Raw genomic sequence first — 14,916 nt, forward strand, 5'->3', positions numbered from 1 at the left:
CCGCCGGCGCCCCAAGCCCCGACACCGACCCCACTTGCTCAGCAGTCTCCTAGCCGAAGCAACGTGGTCCCCGCCCATGCGGGGGTGAGCCCCGGTAAAGGTTTCCGCGGTTGCCGGGAAACGAGTGGTCCCCGCCCATGCGGGGGTGAGCCACGGAAGGCGTAGGCGAAGCGTTGCGGCCGAAGCGTGGTCCCCGCCCATGCGGGGGTGAGCCCTGCCCCAATTGATTGCCGATGCCAAGATCAAGGTGATCCCCGCCCATGCGGGGGTGAGCCCATCTAGACGCCTGCCATCTGGCTGTAGGGACTGTGGTCCCCGCCCATGCGGGGGTGAGCCCCTGTCCAGTGACGCCCGCTGCCTCTGATCCTTGTGGTCCCCGCCCATGCGGGGGTGAGCCCCCGGGGCGCCTACTCGCGCAGCCGCGGCCGCGGTGGTCCCCGCCCATGCGGGTGCCGGCTCACCCGGTGGATGGCGACCCCAGCACCCGGCCCTCGGGCCGCGTGAGCATTGAACTCGCCCGCGATTGGCCCACAACAGCCCCGCTCCCGTCCCTCGCCGCCACGCCTGCCGGAACGTAGGCTGTGGACATGGCCGTTGTTGCGCCAGCGGGTGCGCCGAGTCTGGTTGACGCGGAGGCGGCGGCGGCGGCGCTGATCGAAGCCGGCGTTGCCGAGGTGTTGCTGTTCGGGTCGGTGGCCCGCGGCACCGCCACCGACGACAGCGACATCGACCTAGTGGCGATCTTCGCCGACCTGGATTATGCGGTCCGCGATGTGCGCCGCCGGGAGTTGGAGGCCGTCGCCACCGCCGCGGTGGCATGGCCGGTGCAGGTGCACGTGACGGATCGTCCGGAGTGGCGTGCCCGTATCAAGCGAGTGTCGTCCTCATTCGAGCGCCGCATCGCCGCCGACACGGTCCCCCTCGCCGCCGCGGCGAGCGAGAGTGCAGCGGATTGGGACAAGGAGATGGTGTTGCCGATGAGTAATCCCCAGGAGGCTCTGGGCCAGTTCCGTACGTGGGTGCTGCCCGCCCTGGAAGGCCTCGCCAACGACACCCGCCGGAGTATCACCGAAGAGGACCCCGACGCGACCCCAGAGGACCAGGAGACCGCCCGCCTGAACCGGCTGGTGCGCGTCTGCGCGGCCGCGGCGATGACCGTCGAGACCTCCCTGAAAGCCCTGGCGGTGTTGTACGCCGAGAAGTCCCCGACGAAGCAGGATCTGAAACGAAACGGCCACAAGATCCGGCGAGGCCTCGCCCGCCTCGAGCGGGACGTCCCCGAGCCCGCCCGCTCGGCGGTCAGGGAAGTCCTCGAGCGCTACGGCGTCGACATCGACGTCCTGTCGTCGTGGCGCGAGGAGGGGACCTACCCCGATGATGCGCCCCTGGTTTGGGCCAGGGCGGATCGTCTTGCCGGCTCCTACGCCGTGATGGCCCCGGATGTCGCCGCCGTGCTCGCCGAGCACCTACAGCGCAATATCGACCCAGGCGATCCCAAACTGGCCGCCGCTGCCGCCAGCCGAGATCGCCTGGCAGCCCTCATTGCGGCCCAGGATGTGCGCGCGGGCGTCCCTGCAGTTAGCGGCCTGGACGTCTAGCCGCTTCCCGCGGGCCTTCTCGCCCGCGATGGCCCAATAACACCCCGCAGCCCCTGGCCCTCGGGTCGGATGAGGCTTGGCCGGGAAGATCATGATGGCCAGAATCGCAGTGGCATCGCGCCGGACTGATCAACTGCACAGGTCAAATGAACTCGAACACACCTCGCCGTATCGCGAAGTCGTGGTCCGCCAGATAGTCCATCCCCAGCACTTGGCTAGTCGAGGAGTTGGCCACCTTGCTTACGCGGGCAGGAGTGACATGCCGAGGCAGCCGAGTCGTGTCGGGGGATGACCGATGGGGTGGGTGGAGAATCGGCCGGCGGGGAATCTGTTGAATCCTGCGCGCGAGGCGGTGTAGTCGTCGTCGAAGATGTCGACTACCTGCCCGTCGTGCATCAGCGCGACGCGACCGAGATCGGTGCACTCCAAGTCCCGGCGGTACTTCGCCTCGAAGATCTCCCGGTTGTCCGAGACCTGGCCGTAAATGCCGGACTCTTTCACGGGCCGCCCCCCCCCCGTGCCTTGCGCAACCAGCGACTCTTGAGCCACCGCCAAACGCGAGGGCGACGTGCCAATAGTGGGTTCACGATATATCAACCGCTACAGCGGATAGCGGTTGCGTGGCGGCAGGGTCCCGACAGCGGCACCGACCAGCGGAGACCGGCCCGGCGGTGGACCGACCGCCGGTTGCACGGCGAACGACAGTCTGCCCGGCGCTGCGAATTCCCGGCCGGGGCGGCAGCACCGAGCAGCGGTTGCCCAGCAGTCGGCGGTCGCCCCGACGGACAGGCGACGCTCAGGTCAGGTGGGCTCGGCCCCTGTTGATGATGGCGGCCATGCGGCGGTTGACGGTGCGGGGCATCACCTCGGCGAGGCTCGAGGCGATCCGGTAGCCCAGGCCGGGGACGTAGACGACCTTCCGGCGCGCCGCGGCCCGGAGCGCCAGGTGGGCGACCTGCTCGGCCTCCATCCACAGCCAGCCGGGGGCCTTGCTGATCTGGCGCTGCTGGCCGGCGCGGGCGTGCAGCTCGCTGCGGGTGAGGCCGGGTGCCACCGTAGTGACCGTCACACCGGTGTCGCGGAGTTCCTCGTGGAGTCCCTGCCCGAAATAGGTGACGAATACTTTCGAGGCGGCGTAGACGGCCTCGTAGGGCAGCGGCTGTGACCCGGCGATGGAGGAGACGTTGAGGATGGATCCGCGGCCCTTGGCGACCATCTGGCCGGCGGCGGCCCGGCTGAGCGACACCACGGCCGCCACGTTGAGCGCCACCATCTCCTCGGCCACATCGCCGGCAGGACCGGTGAGGGGGCCGAAACTCCAGATGCCCGCGTTGTTGACGAGCAGGTCGATGGGCTCATCGGCGGCAGCGCAGCGGCGAGCCACGGCATCGAGTTGCGCCGGATCGGTGAGGTCGGCCGGAAGCACCTCGGCCGGGACCTCCAGCGACGCGGCGAGCTTCCCGAGGCGCTCGGCGTTGCGCGCCACGAGGACCAGGTGGGTGCCTCGGCGCGCCAACTCCCCGACCATGGCCTTGCCGATGCCAGCCGATGCCCCCGTCACCAGCGCCCGGCTCCACATGATTCGCTTCATCGGGTGATCTCCTCTGAGGGCACACCGTCCGGAACGGCCGCCCTTGCAACCGTCCGCAGGCTACGCAGTACCGGTCAGAATGCCCCAGCCAGCCGCCCGGCAAGTGAGTTGCTCCCAGGCAGTGCCCCCTTGGACGTGCGCTGCGCGATCCACTGGAGACGCTGATCAGGCCGCTGGCGTGTGGATTCTGGGCTTCGCCGGAATGACGAATCGAGTACGCCGCAGCAGCTAGATCACCGTCCCGGCGGCCACGGCCAGGCGCACCTCGGCTCGCTTGAGAGCCGCCGCCGCCTCGGTGTCGTCGGGCTCCTCAACGAGCGCGGCCCTCGCCCGCTCGGCGGCCGCCGTCGCACGGTCCACATCGATCTCGGCCGCCAGCTCTGCCGCGTCGGACAGGATCGCCACCTTGTCCCCCGAGACCTCCACGAAGCCGCTGTGCACGGCGATCATCCGGGTCTCGCCGTCGGTGGTGTAGATCCGCACCCGCTCGGGCAGCAGCACCCCCACGAACGGAACGTGGCCGGGCTGGAAGGCGATGTCCCCGTCGGTGGTGCGGACCAGCACCATCGAGGCGGTCGCCTCCAGGACGACCTCCTCGGGGGAAACCAACTCGACCCGCAGGGACACGCTACGCCGCCTGCGCCTGCAACTCGGCCGCCTTGCGCTTGGCGTCCTCGGCGCCGCCGACCATGAAGAACGCCTGCTCGGGCAGGTCGTCCAGATCGCCGGAGACCAGCGCCTCGAAGCTCTCCACCGTCTCGGAGACCGACGTGAAAATGCCCGGCATGCCGGTGAAGACCTCGGCCACGAACATGGGCTGGGAGAGGAAGCGCTGCACCTTGCGGGCGCGCGACACGGTCACCTTGTCCTCCTCGGACAACTCGTCGAGACCCAGGATGGCGATGATGTCCTGCAGCTCCTTGTAGCGCTGCAGGATCTCCTGCACGCGCCGAGCCACCCCGTAGTGCCGATCTCCGACCACTTCGGGGGTGAGGATCGTGGAGGTGGAGGCAAGCGGATCCACAGCCGGGTAGATGCCCAGGGCGGCGATGTCGCGGGACAGCTCCGTCGTGCCGTCGAAGTGGGTGAACGACGTGAACGGCGCCGGGTCGGTGTAGTCGTCAGCCGGCACGTACACCGCCTGCAGCGAGGTGATCGAGCGGCCCCTCGTGGTCGTGATCCGCTCCTGCAACTCGCCCATCTCGTCGGCCAAGGTGGGCTGGTAACCCACCGCCGAGGGCATGCGGCCCAGCAGCGTGGACACCTCCGAGCCCGCCTGCACGAAGCGGAAGATGTTGTCGATGAACAGCAGCACGTCCTGATTCTGGACGTCCCGGAAGTACTCCGCCATGGTCACGCCGGCCAGGCCCACGCGCAGGCGCACGCCGGGGGGCTCGTCCATCTGGCCGAACACCAGGGCGGCCTTCTCCAGCACGCCGGACTCGCCCATCTCCAGGAACAGGTCGGTGCCCTCACGGGTGCGCTCTCCCACGCCGGCGAACACCGACACGCCGCCATGCTGCTCGGCCACCCGCCGGATCATCTCGGTGATGAGCACCGTCTTGCCGACGCCCGCCCCGCCGAACAGGCCGATCTTGCCGCCCTGCTTGTAAGGGGTCAGCAGGTCGATGACCTTGATGCCGGTCTCGAACATCTGCGTCGTGGGCTCCAGCTCGTCGAACGGCGGGGCCGGACGGTGGATCTCCCACTCCTCGCCGACGTCGAGGCTGTCGCGGTCGGTGTCCAGGCAGTCGCCGAGCACGTTCCACACGTGACCCAGGGTGACGTCGCCCACCGGCACCGCGATGCCCCGGCCCAGGTTGCGCACCGGCGTGCCGCGGGTCAGCCCGTCGGTGGGGCGAAGCGCGATGGCGCGGACCCGGCCCTCGCCGATCTGCTGGGCGACCTCGGCCAGCACCGTGACGGTCTCCCCGTCAACGGTCACGTCGAAGGACACCGCCGTGTTGATCTCCGGCAGGGCGTCGGGCGGGAACTCCGCGTCGATCACCGGGCCGGCGATGGCCACGACCCGGCCGGCGGGGGTGTTTTCGCTCATCTGTCTCTCCTCGTCACCTTCGTTCTGGTCGGGCGGTGCTCGGCGGCCCCGGCGCGGCGACTAGCCGGCGCTGCGCAGGGCCTCGGCCCCGCCCACGATCTCCATGATCTCGGTCGTGATGGCGTCCTGGCGGGCGCGGTTCATCATGCGGGTCAGCTTCACGATCAGTTCCTCGGCGTTGTCGGTGGCGGCCTTCATGGCCCGCTGCCGGTTGGCGTGCTCGGAGGCGGCGGCGTCCAGCAGGGCCGAGAAGAGCCGGCTCTCCACGTAGCGGGGCAACAGCACTTCCAGCACCCCCGAGGGCGAGGGCTCGAACTCGAAGGCGGCGCGCGCCTCGGCGCTGCCGCCGCCCAGTGCGGCGATCTCCTCGATGGTGGCGAGGGGCAGGAAGCGGCGCACGGCCACCTTCTGCGACCCCAGTGAGATGAACTCCATGTAGACCAGGATCACCTGGTCGACATCTCCTGAGACGAAGCGGCCGGACACCTCTTCGGACAGCCTCCGGGCGTCGGCGTAGCGCGGGGTGTCGCTCATGCCCTCGAACGAGGCGTCTATCCGGTAGTTGCGGAACCTGAAGTAGTCCCGCCCCTTCCGTCCGACCAGGAGCAGGGAGTAGTCCCGACCCTCGCGGGTGCCGGCCATGATCTCCCGCTCGGCGGCCCGGATCACTGAGGAGTTGTAGGGGCCGGCCAGGCCGCGGTCGGAGGTGATGATGACGTAGGCCACCCGGCGGATCTCGTCGCTCTGCCGCAGCAGGGCGTGCTCGGTGGCCGCCCCGGCGGCGGCGAGGTCCTCGATGACGCTCGTGATCCGGTTGGCGTAGGGGCGGGCGGCGTGGGCGCGCTGTTGGGCCTTGACGACCCGCGTGGCGGCGATCAACTCCATCGCCCGCGTGATCTTCTTCGTGGATTGGACCGAAGAGATCCGACGCCGGAGGATCCGTTCCTCGCCGCCCGGCACGACCCGACCCGCCTAGGAGGCCTTCGCAAGAACCGTCCGCAGCCCCAGCCGGGCCGCCGGGCGGTGGATACCGGCCTCCGCCGGAATGACAACAGGGGTGGTCCTCACCATGCCCGAGCCCCCCGCCTATGCGTCGTCGGTTTCGGGGCGGTCGATCTCCTCCTCGGGCAGCGTGCGGTCGGAGTCGACCATGCTGCTCGAGGCGTCGGCCTGCTCGGCGGCCTCCGGCTCGGTCCCGCCCTCGGCGACGCTCGCCTGGAACTGCTCGGCGAACGCCGTCACCACGGCCTCGACGGCAGAGGGGTCGGCGGCGCCCGTCTCGACGATGGTGCGCAGCAGATCGGCGTGCCTGCTGCGGGCGAACTCCAGGAGGCCCGCCTCGAAGCGCGGCACGTCGTCGGTGGGGACGGCGTCCAGGCGGCCGCTGGTGCCGGCGAAGATGGAGATCACCTGCTCCTCGACGGGCATGGGGCTGTTGATGCCCTGCTTCAGCAGTTCGGTCAGCCGGTAGCCGCGCTCCAGCTGGGCCTGCGACACGGCGTCGAGGTCGGAGCCGAAGGCGGCGAACGCCTCCAGTTCACGGAACTGCTGCAGGTCGGCCTTCAGCGTGCCCACGGCGGTCTTCATGGCCTTGATCTGCGCGGCCGAACCCACCCGGGAGACAGAGATGCCCACGTCCACAGCCGGGCGGATGCCCGACTTGAAGAGATCGTCCTGGAGGTAGATCTGACCGTCGGTGATGGAGATGACGTTGGTGGGGATGTAGGCCGACACGTCGCCGGCCTTGGTCTCGATGATCGGCAGCGCCGTCAGCGACCCGGCCCCGCGATCGTCGCTCAGCTTGGCGGCGCGCTCCAGCAGCCGGCTGTGCAGGTAGAAGACATCGCCCGGGTAGGCCTCGCGACCCGGGGGACGCCGCAGCAGCAGCGACATCTGGCGGTAGGCCTCGGCCTGCTTGGAGAGGTCGTCGTAGACCACGAGGGCGTGGCCGCCGTTGTCCATCCAGTGCTGGCCGAGGGCGCAGCCGGCGTAGGGCGCCAGGTACTTGAACGGCGCCGGGTCCGAGGCGGGCGCCACCACGACGACCGTGTATTCGAGAGCCCCGTGCTCGGCGAAGGTGGCCACGGTCTGGGCCACGGTGGAGGCCTTCTGGCCGATGGCCACGTAGATGCAGCGCACGTCCTGGCCGCGCTGGTTCAGGATCGTGTCCACTGCGATGGTGGTCTTGCCCGTCTTGCGGTCGCCGATGATGAGCTCGCGCTGGCCACGGCCGATCGGGATCAGCGAATCGATCGCCTTGATCCCCGTCTGCATCGGCTCGTGAACCGGCTTGCGGCCGGTGATCCCAGGGGCCTGCACCTCCATGCGGCGGGTCTCGACTGCACCGAGGGGGCCCTTGCCGTCGATGGGTTCGCCGAGGGCGTTCACCACCCTGCCCAGCAGCGCGTCGCCCACCGGGATCGAGAGGATGTCGCCGGTGGCCCGCACGGCCTGGCCCTCCTCGATGTCGTCGACTTCGCCGAGCACCACGGCACCGACGGTGTCCTCGTCCAGGTTCAGGGCCAGTCCGACGGTGCCGTCCTCGAACTCGAGCATCTCGTTGACCGCCGCGCCCGGCAGGCCGCTGATGCGGGCGATGCCGTCGCCCACTTCCACGATGCGACCGACCTGGGTCTGGCTGATCTCGGGGGAGAAGCCTTCGAGATTTCGACGGATCGCGGCGGTGATGTCGCCGGTGTCGAGTGTGAAGGTTGCCATGTCTCTCCTAGAACGCTTCACGCAGTTGGTTGATGCGGGTGCGGACGCTGCCGTCGATGACCTCGTCGCCGATGCGGGTGACGAGACCGCCCATGACGTTGGCATCCACGATCACCTTGACCGTGACGTCCTTGCCGGTGGCCCGCCGCAGCGCCTCGGCCAGGCGTTGCTGCTGATCGTCGCTGAGAGCGATCGCCGAGCGGACCTCCGCCACAGCCTTGTTGCGGAGGCCGGCGCTGCGCTCCACGGCCGCCTCGATGATCCGCACGAGGTCGCTGCCGCGCCCGGCACCCACCACCATCGACACGAGCGCCACGGTGGTCTCGGCGGCGTGGCCCCCGAGCAGATCCTCCACGATCTGCTGCCGGCGGGCGGCGGGGATGCGCCGGTCGGCAAGCACCTCTCGCAAATCGTCGGAGTCGGCCAGCGCCCGCGCCACGGCGAACAGTTCGTCCTCGGTGGCGGCCAGGTCTCCCTCGGCCTGCACCACGGCGACCAGCGCCTCGGCGTAGCTGCTGACCTTCTCGGCGGACATCGGGGCCTTCCTGGGTGGCGACCGTTGCGGCGGGCTAGTTACGCGACCCGACGTCGTCGATGTAGCTCTCGATGAGCTCCACCTGCGTGTCGTGGTCGAGGTTCCGTCCGATGACCGTCTCGGCGGCGCCGATGACGATTGCCGAGACCTCACTCTGCATGTCGCTGAGCGCCTGGCGCTTGGCCGCTTCGACGTCCTGGTCCGCGCGCTGCCGCAGTTCGGCGGCCTCCGCCTCGGCGCGGGCGATCAGATCGGCCCGCACACCCTCGGCGTCGCTCCGGGCCGCGTCGATGATGCGGCCGGCCTCGGCGCGAGCGTCGGCCAGTTCGGCCTCGTAGCCCGCCTTGACCTCGAGCGCCTCGGTCCGCGCCGTCTCGGCCGCGTCGAGGTCGTCGCGGATCTTCTCGGCGCGCCGGTCCATGCCCCGCTTGACGGCCGGGAACAGCTTCCACTGCATCAGCGCCAGCAGCACCACGAAGGCGATGCCGCCCCAGATGATCTCGGTCACCTCGGGAATAATCGGGTTCGGAGCGTCGAGGCAACTCTGCAGTTTCTTCTCGAAGGACTTGAACTTCTCCTCGGCGCCCTCGTCGACGCCCCTTGCGGCGGTCTCCTCGAGGAGCGCCAGCGCCTCGCCGCCGTGACGGCCGCCGAACTCGAGGGCTTCGACCTTCTCGACGACGCAGGCTCCGGGCGTCTCGCCCGCGGCGATCACCGGTGAGGTGCCGAGCCCGGTGGCTACGAGGAATATCAGCGCGCCGGCGATCGCTCGCCGTCGCAGCCGCGACGGGCGCCTCGCCCGTCCGCCGTCCTGGATGCGTGCTCTCATGGCGTGGCCCCCGCCGGCTACGGAAGCAGCAGGATGAAGACGACGAAACCGATGAGGGCCAAGGCCTCGGTGAAGGCGATGCCGAGGAACATGGTGGTTCGCACCATGCCGGCCGACTCGGGCTGGCGGGCCATCGCCGTGACGGCGTTGCCGACCACGAGGCCGATGCCGATGCCCGGACCGATGGCCGCCAGGCCGTAGCCGAGTCCGGCGCCGATGGCCTGCAGGCCGTCGAGGAACTCGCCTGCTTCTGTCTGGGCAAGGATGCCGATTGTGGCAAGGAGGTTCACGTTGCTTCTCCTCTTGGTGGGATGCGGTTCTTTCGATCGAGTCCGGTTGGCGGATGGGTTCGGCGGCTAGTGCTCCGGATGCAGGGAGCCGCCGATGTACACGGCGGTGAGGATCGTGAAGATGAAGGCCTGCAGGGCGCTCACGAAGATCTCGAAGGCGGTCAGCAGCACCAGCATGAAGAACGGCAGCAGCCCCGGCACGTAGCCGAAGCCCCAGAGCGCGGCCGACAGCACGGCGAAGGTGACCAGCAGCAGGTGCCCCGCCATCATGTTGGCCCAGAGCCGGATCGCCAGGCTGAGAGGCCGGATCAGGAAAGTCGAGAACAACTCGATGGGGGCCACGATGAGGTACAGCGCCTTGGGCACCCCCGGCGGGAACAGCGAGTTCTTGAGGTAGCCGCCCAGACCCTGGCTGCGGATCCCGATGTAGTTGTAGATCACCCAGACGACGAGGGCCAGCAGCAGCGGAACCGCCATCCGGGAATTGCCCGGGAACTGGATGAACGGGATGACCTCGAAGATGTTGATGAAGAAGATGAAGAAGAACAGCGACGTGAGGAACGGCATGAACCGCCGGCCGTCGGAACCGATGGTCTGCATCACGATGTTCTGCTCGACGAAGTTGATGCCGCCCTCGGCAACGTGTTGTACGCCGCTGGGCACGAGGGCACGCTTCCGGGCGGCCAAGCCGAAGGTGACCACGGTGAGGATCATCCCCGCGAGGTAGATCAGCGACGTCTTGTTGAGCGCCAGGTAGGTGTCGCTGAAGGCGATGTCGGGCCACTCGAAGAGATGGGTGACCGCCGGGAAGTCCAGGGCGAAGATGCTCATGCCGTCACGCTCGCGTCACTTGCCGGAGCGGTCTGGGTGCCCGGATCTGCGCCGCGCCCCCGGCGGGGACGCTTGCGTGCGCCGGTACGGAACAGGCCCGTACCAGGATGCAGGTCGGGGTGCGCCAGCGAGGCCGCCACATGGCGCAACTCCCAGATCAGCAGGCCGATGTGCAGCACCAGCAGCACGATGGCGAACGGCACCGCGTCGAACCACGCCTCATTGCGGATCGGCACGACCACCGCGGTGATGATCCCGAGGCGCAGGAAGTAGCCGACGAGCACGCCGGCCATCAGCACCGTCGGGGAGACGCGGGCGCACAGCCCGATGATGGCCGCCCCCGCCAGGAAGTTGAAAAGCACCAGGCCCAGCGCCAGCAGGGCCGACCAGAGCCCGTCCAGCCCCCAGCCGAGTGCGCAGAACAGCACCAGCGGCGGACCTGCCAGGAGGCCCCTGCGGGCGATGTCGCCGGCGACCCTCCGCTCGGGAGCGTCGGGCGCCGGACCCGCTGCGGGTGTGGGGATCCGCTCAGACATCGGAGCCTCGCCGTCCCGGCAGCCTGCTCTCGAAGGTCTGCATCCGCTGCTCGTAGCGCTTGAACGCCTTCCAGGTGGTGTAGGCCAGCACGATCGACATGAACAGCAGCGTGAAGAGCGGCGTCGTGCCGACGCCCCTGTCGAGCAGCAGACCGAAGAAGGCGAACAGTGCGGGCGTGGCGATCATCTCGAAGGCCGTGGACAGCGCGTCGCCGGCGCCGTGCGGCCTCACGTGCGCGCCGTGCTTGCGGAGGTCGCGCCGGCCCATGCCCGTCTCTTCGCCCAACCTGTCAGCCACCTGCGATGATCCCCACCTGCCGCGCACGGCCCGAGCAGCCGCTTGTGAAACCACGCGCAAGCTACCGGCGACCGGTTCGGCTCACAACCCCCGCCGCCCCGGCCGCTCGTGCCGATCCGCCCTTTGAGCGGTGCAGGCGACCCGCATCGCCCGAGCCCTTGGGAGTAGCGCCCAGGAGTACGCCGACGCCGGCCGTGGGTCATTTCAATAGCTGTACCAGCACTCGACGCGGCCGTCGGGGCGGAGGGCGCAGGTGTGCCATTGGCCGGCGGCGACCTGGGTGTAGGGCCCGGGGGGCGGCGCGGCGGGCGCGCCGGGGGGCGGGGCGTCGTAGAGGGTGTATTCGCCGGCGTAGTGGTCGCCCCAGCATTCCACGTCGCCGTCGGGGCGGAGGCCGCAGGTGTGCCACATCCCGGCGCTGAGCTGCGTGAACGGGCCTGGGGGCGGGTCGGTCTGGCCGTATGTCTTGTCGCCCCAGCAGAGCGCCTCGCCGCGGCGGTCCAGGGCGCAGGTGTGCTTGTATCCGGCGGCGACATCGCCGTAGGGGGCGGCGTCGAGCCACGGAGGCGGGGGCGTCGTCTGGCCGAGAGAGTTGTTTCCCCAGCAGGCGAGGCCGCCGGCGGCGTCGATGGCGCAGGCGTGCTGTCTGGTGGGGTTGCGGCTCCAGGCGTCGATGCTTCTGGGGTCCCGCCAGAGGCGCCCGTAGCCGACGCTCAGCTTCGTGTACACGCCGTCCTGGGGGCTGTCGGCCTCGCGGGGCGGTGTCTCGCCGACCCTGCCCCATCCTGTGTCGTGACCGCAGGCGACGCCGACCCGCTCACCGACACGAACGCGCCGGTCGCCCGGGCGAGCGGCGCCGTCGGCGGCTCGGGCTCCCCTTCCTGGCCGTAGTAATGAGCCTTGGAGTAATCGAAACCGGGGGGGCCGTCAGGGGGGGAATGGACGTAGTGGCGCCTGTGCACCTCCGGTGCCAGGCAAGCCAGCCGCCCGTCGGGGCGCAGCCCGCAGCCGTGCCCGTCGAGGCTCAACGACCCGAAGGCGCCCGTCAGGGCGTGGTCGGAGGCGCGCAGGCCCCAACACTCCGCCGCCCCGCCGGGGCGTATGCCGCAGGCGACCTTCCTCCCGGCGGCCACCGCGCTGAACCGCCCCGGCGGCGGGCTCGCCGCCCACCACGAGTTGTCGCCCCAGCATTCCGCCTCGCCGCCGGGGCGCAGCCCGCAACTCAAGTCCGACCCGGCCGAGACCGCCGCGAACGCCCCGCCGGGCGCCCGCGTCTCCCCCCAGTCGTCCCGCCCCCAACACTCCAGGCCGCCCCCCACGCGCAGCCCGCACGTGAACATCCCCGTGGCGTGGATCTCCGAGAACCGGCCCCCCGGCGGCGACGACTGGCCGAACCGGTCATCCCCCCAACACGCCACCTCCCCGCCTTCGCGCAGCGCGCAACCGTACCGATACCCCAGCACCACCGACACGAAACCCCCGCCGGGCGGCGGCGCGAAATCATGCCGCGGACTCGAATTGCACATCAGCCGGCCCGCGCCGGTGACGAGACACGACGCGAAGCTCTCCACCGCCAGCGCCACCGCAGGCACCCCCACGGTCCACCCGGGCACCCAGGGAGCGTAATCGTCGCGATAATCGCCCGAACACACCACGGTCCCGCCCGCCCGGCGGATACCGCAGACGACGTCCACACCGGCCTCGACCGCGGCCAGTTCCCCCTCCAACACAGCCGTGTACTCCTCGCCATGCCTGCCCCAACACTCCCCCCGGCCGTCGACGCGCAACCCGCACGCCGTGCCCAGAACATCGGTCACCACGTCGACGAACCGGCCCCGCGGCGCGTCGGTCTGGCCGAACTCGTTGTCGCCCCAACACACCACCGACCCATCGGAACGAACCGCACACCCGAACCTGTAACCCACCGCCACAGCCGAAAAACCCGACCCGCCCGAAACGGAACCGCCCATTCCGCCAGCGGGCCCCTCCGACACCGCGACCAAACCCTCAACCGCGACCGGACCCGAGCCCGCGGAGCCGTCCAACGATGTATCCGGCTCCGGTTCCAGGACCTCGGCCAACCCATCACCTGCAGCCACGCCCCCAGAACCACCGACACGCCCCTCAGGCCCTGGTGCCGCCGCGCCGGACAAGCTCTCGCTTCCGGTCACCGAGCCCGCTTGAGAGGTGCGACCAGAACCCGCACAAGACCCCGCCACCAACCACACCACCACCACGACACCGACCAAGCGCCGCCGCCTCACGGCTTCCGACCACAACCGCCCGACCATCCGACAGATGAGGGTCCCGGGCTGTGCCCCTACGGGTAGGGGGTGAAGCGGCCGCAGAGGTCGCGCACCTCGTCGCGCACAGTGGGCGGGACGGATTCGTCGTCGCGGTGGCGCAGGGTGTGGCCGATCAGCGCCGCTATCTGCTCCATCTCGTCGGGCCCCATGCCCTGGGTGGTGACCGCGGCGGTGCCGATGCGCAACCCGCTCGTGACGAACGGGGAACGCTCGTCGCCGGGAATGGTGTTCTTGTTGAGGGTGATCCCGGCCCGGTCCAGGGTGGTCTGCGCCTCGGCACCGGTGAGATCGGCATCGAAGCTGCGCAGATCCACCAGCATCAGGTGGTTGTCGGTCCCGCCGGAGACCAGCCGGAACCCCTCCTGCGCCAGCGCTGCGGCCAGGGCGCGGGCGTTGGCGACGACGCCGGCTGCGTAGGCGGCGAAGGCCGGGGTGGCGGCCTCGGCGAACGCCACCGCCTTGGCGGCGATCACGTGCTCCAGCGGTCCGCCCTGGCTGCCGGGGAACACCGCCCTGTCGACGGCGCGGGCATAGGGCTCCTTGCAGACGATGCAGCCGCCTCGGGGGCCGCGCAGGGTCTTGTGGGTGGTGAACGTGACCACGTCGGCGTGCGGCACTGGATCGGGGTGCGCACCGCCGACGATGAGACCGGCGATGTGCGCCGCATCGAACAGCAGCAGCGCACCCACCTCATCGGCTATGGCGCGCAGCGGCTCGGGGGGAATCAGCCGGGGATAGGCCGTTGCGCCGGCCACGATGAGCCGGGGCCTGTGCTCGAGCGCAACCTCGCGGACCTCGTCGAAGTCGATCCGCTCATCGGCCCCCACCCCGTAGGCCACGAAGCGGTACAGGATCCCGCTGGCGTTGACCGGCGAGCCGTGGGTGAGGTGGCCGCCCTGGTCCAGGGCCATGCCGAGCACCACGTCGCCGGGCTTCAGAAGGGCCTGGTAGACGGCCATGTTGGCGTTGGCGCCCGAGTGGGGCTGCACGTTGGCGTGCTCGGCGCCGAACAGGTCCCGGCAACGGACGCGGGCCAACTCCTCCACTTCGTCGATGACGTTGTTGCCGCCGTAGTAACGCCGGCCCGGATAGCCCTCGGCGTACTTGTTGGTCAGCACCGAGCCGGTGGCCGTCAGCACCGCCGGGGAGGCGAAGTTCTCCGAGGCGATGAGTTGCAGGGTGGTGTTCTGGCGCTCGACCTCGGCGGTGATGTGGCCGAAGAGCACGTCGTCATGGATGTCGGGCCACGGCATCGCCTGCTCCTTATGCATGCTCCGCGGATGTCGGGGGAAGTATGACGCCGGTGTGACCGCAGCGGGTGGCGGGCT

General features: G+C 69.9%; 16 protein-coding genes and 1 CRISPR repeat array. Of the genes, 1 reads left to right on the top strand and 15 read right to left on the bottom strand.

What is annotated here, in order from left to right:
- The first annotated feature begins 63 nt into the window (after positions 1-63).
- Positions 64-458: a CRISPR direct-repeat array (repeat unit 28 nt; unit sequence GTGGTCCCCGCCCATGCGGGGGTGAGCC).
- A gap of 129 nt (positions 459-587) precedes the next feature.
- Positions 588-1,598 (top strand): nucleotidyltransferase domain-containing protein, encoded by a 1,011-nt coding sequence (locus OXG55_04530; GenBank protein ID MCY4102522.1) that lies wholly within the window; start codon positions 588-590, stop codon positions 1,596-1,598.
- A 240-nt stretch (positions 1,599-1,838) separates the two neighbouring features.
- Here OXG55_04530 and OXG55_04535 read toward each other — a convergent pair whose 3' ends face one another.
- From OXG55_04535 to OXG55_04605, 15 genes are all read right to left on the bottom strand, one after another.
- A complete protein-coding gene (locus tag OXG55_04535) occupies positions 1,839-2,099 on the bottom strand; it encodes a hypothetical protein (GenBank protein MCY4102523.1) in 261 nt (86 codons plus the stop codon).
- Positions 2,100-2,394: 295 nt separating this feature from the next.
- Positions 2,395-3,189 (bottom strand): SDR family oxidoreductase, encoded by a 795-nt coding sequence (locus OXG55_04540; GenBank protein MCY4102524.1) that lies wholly within the window; start codon positions 3,187-3,189, stop codon positions 2,395-2,397.
- Positions 3,190-3,417: 228 nt separating this feature from the next.
- A complete protein-coding gene (gene atpC, locus OXG55_04545) occupies positions 3,418-3,816 on the bottom strand; it encodes an ATP synthase F1 subunit epsilon (protein ID MCY4102525.1) in 399 nt (132 codons plus the stop codon).
- A gap of 1 nt (position 3,817) precedes the next feature.
- On the bottom strand, positions 3,818-5,245 hold the full coding sequence (gene atpD / locus OXG55_04550) for a F0F1 ATP synthase subunit beta (GenBank protein ID MCY4102526.1): 1,428 nt from the start codon (positions 5,243-5,245) through the stop codon (positions 3,818-3,820).
- 60 nt (positions 5,246-5,305) lie between these two features.
- Positions 5,306-6,205, bottom strand: a complete 900-nt coding sequence (locus OXG55_04555; GenBank protein ID MCY4102527.1) for a F0F1 ATP synthase subunit gamma — start codon at positions 6,203-6,205, stop codon at positions 5,306-5,308.
- Between the two features lie 126 nt (positions 6,206-6,331).
- Positions 6,332-7,963 carry a F0F1 ATP synthase subunit alpha gene (gene atpA, locus OXG55_04560; protein MCY4102528.1) on the bottom strand — a complete coding sequence of 544 codons (1,632 nt, stop codon included), beginning with the start codon at positions 7,961-7,963 and terminating at the stop codon, positions 6,332-6,334.
- 7 nt (positions 7,964-7,970) lie between these two features.
- Complete coding sequence (gene atpH, locus OXG55_04565) at positions 7,971-8,498, bottom strand: ATP synthase F1 subunit delta (GenBank protein ID MCY4102529.1); 528 nt, start codon at positions 8,496-8,498, stop codon at positions 7,971-7,973.
- Positions 8,499-8,532: 34 nt separating this feature from the next.
- Positions 8,533-9,327, bottom strand: a complete 795-nt coding sequence (atpF, locus tag OXG55_04570) for a F0F1 ATP synthase subunit B (protein ID MCY4102530.1) — start codon at positions 9,325-9,327, stop codon at positions 8,533-8,535.
- Positions 9,328-9,344: 17 nt separating this feature from the next.
- A complete protein-coding gene (gene atpE / locus OXG55_04575) occupies positions 9,345-9,554 on the bottom strand; it encodes an ATP synthase F0 subunit C (protein MCY4102531.1) in 210 nt (69 codons plus the stop codon).
- Positions 9,555-9,683: 129 nt separating this feature from the next.
- Positions 9,684-10,448 carry a F0F1 ATP synthase subunit A gene (gene atpB / locus OXG55_04580; protein ID MCY4102532.1) on the bottom strand — a complete coding sequence of 255 codons (765 nt, stop codon included), beginning with the start codon at positions 10,446-10,448 and terminating at the stop codon, positions 9,684-9,686.
- Positions 10,445-10,984, bottom strand: coding sequence for an ATP synthase subunit I (locus OXG55_04585; protein ID MCY4102533.1), 540 nt, complete (start codon positions 10,982-10,984; stop codon positions 10,445-10,447). Before OXG55_04585 ends, atpB begins: the two co-directional genes overlap by 4 nt.
- On the bottom strand, positions 10,977-11,282 hold the full coding sequence (locus OXG55_04590) for an AtpZ/AtpI family protein (GenBank protein ID MCY4102534.1): 306 nt from the start codon (positions 11,280-11,282) through the stop codon (positions 10,977-10,979). Before OXG55_04590 ends, OXG55_04585 begins: the two co-directional genes overlap by 8 nt.
- A 204-nt stretch (positions 11,283-11,486) precedes the next feature.
- Positions 11,487-12,011, bottom strand: coding sequence for an RCC1 domain-containing protein (locus tag OXG55_04595; protein ID MCY4102535.1), 525 nt, complete (start codon positions 12,009-12,011; stop codon positions 11,487-11,489).
- Positions 11,996-13,207 carry an RCC1 domain-containing protein gene (locus tag OXG55_04600; protein MCY4102536.1) on the bottom strand — a complete coding sequence of 404 codons (1,212 nt, stop codon included), beginning with the start codon at positions 13,205-13,207 and terminating at the stop codon, positions 11,996-11,998. Before OXG55_04600 ends, OXG55_04595 begins: the two co-directional genes overlap by 16 nt.
- 395 nt (positions 13,208-13,602) lie before the next feature.
- Positions 13,603-14,841, bottom strand: coding sequence for a serine hydroxymethyltransferase (locus OXG55_04605; protein MCY4102537.1), 1,239 nt, complete (start codon positions 14,839-14,841; stop codon positions 13,603-13,605).
- Between the last annotated feature and the right edge of the window lie 75 nt (positions 14,842-14,916).

The organism is bacterium, assembly GCA_026708055.1.
Taxonomy (GTDB): domain Bacteria; phylum Actinomycetota; class Acidimicrobiia; order Acidimicrobiales; family CATQHL01; genus VXNF01.